The organism is Komagataeibacter kakiaceti JCM 25156 (assembly GCF_000613305.1).
In genome coordinates, this window is the sequence record NZ_BAIO01000646.1 from 1 (window position 1) to 1,138 (window position 1,138).

General features: G+C 65.1%; 2 protein-coding genes. One reads left to right on the forward strand and one right to left on the reverse strand.

Annotated features, from left to right (window positions below; all coding sequences use genetic code 11):
* Positions 1-506: alanine racemase (locus JCM25156_RS25855; RefSeq protein ID WP_034960762.1), on the reverse strand; the 506-nt coding region annotated here is incomplete at its 3' end.
* 140 nt (positions 507-646) lie between these two features.
* Between JCM25156_RS25855 and JCM25156_RS17520 the strand changes: the two genes are divergently transcribed.
* Positions 647-1,090, forward strand: a complete 444-nt coding sequence (locus JCM25156_RS17520) for an Lrp/AsnC family transcriptional regulator (RefSeq protein ID WP_025814186.1) — start codon at positions 647-649, stop codon at positions 1,088-1,090.
* Positions 1,091-1,138 lie beyond the last annotated feature (48 nt).

Consider the following 1,138-nt stretch of genomic DNA (forward strand, 5'->3'; position numbering starts at 1 on the left):
CCCGCCAGCAGCGCGGGATCCGCCGCCAGTGTTTCCACATCCGCTGTCGAGAGGCCAAAGCGCGACATGCCGGTATCGACCTGAATGGCGGCGGGCAGGGCATTGCCCACCCGCCGGGCATGGGCGCGCCAGTCCGCGATCTGTTCCATGCTGTTCAGCACGGGGCACAGGTCGTGGCCGGTAAAGTCCCGTGGCGTGCCCGGCATCGGGCCATGCAGCACGAGGATCCGCGCGCCGGGCGAGACATGGGCGCGCAGGCGCACGCCCTCTTCCAGATGGGCGACGAAAAAGACCTTCGCCCCGGCCCGTTCCAGCACGGGGGCCACTTCGCGCGCGCCCAGGCCATAGGCGTCGGCCTTGACCACGGCGGCGCAGATGGCGCTGCCGGTGCGGGCGTTGAGCATGTCGTAATTGGCCGCGATCGCCCCCAGGCTGATTTCCAGCAACGCGCCAGCGCCCGGCGCGGCCCAGCCGGACGTAGGCAGGGTGGAAGGCAGGTCGGGCATGCGGGGCTTACTCCATGAACTGGACGGGGCAGGTGTAATCGTACGTATCGGGCAATAAAATGTCCTGTCGTTTAACGCAAGTTTATGCGATTATTAGGGCGCGTACGCAATTATATATGAAAACGGGTGGAAAATTCACCATGCCATTCGACCGGATGACAGATTCCATACTGCGCAACCTGCGCCATGACGGGCGGATGAGTAACGCGGATCTGGCGCAGCGTGTCGGGCTGTCGCCTTCGGCATGCCTGCGGCGGGTGCGCCTGCTGGAAAAGGAAGGGGTGATTCGCGGCTACCGCGCGCTGGTGGATGAGCGTTCGGTCCATGGCATGACCACGGTGATCGTCCATATCACTCTTGAACGCCAGACGGAGGAATGCCTGCGCCGGTTCGAGGCCCGCGTGCGCGAATGCCCCGATGTGCGGGAATGCTACCTCATGACGGGGGACGCCGACTATCTGGTTCGCGTGGAGGCGCGCGACGCGGCCGATTACGAACGCATCCATAAGGAAGAACTCTCCCGCATGCCCGGCGTGGCGCGGATACAGAGCAATTTCGCCATCCGCACCGTCGTGCAGCGCTGACGGCCCGCCCCGATATTCAGGGCGGGCCGATAACGGGCCGGGTTCGTG

What these genes read in the sequence shown, in the direction of transcription:
- JCM25156_RS17520 (WP_025814186.1), top strand. Translation starts at nt 647, where the DNA reads ATGCCATTCGACCGGATGACAGATTCCATACTGCGCAACCTGCGCCAT.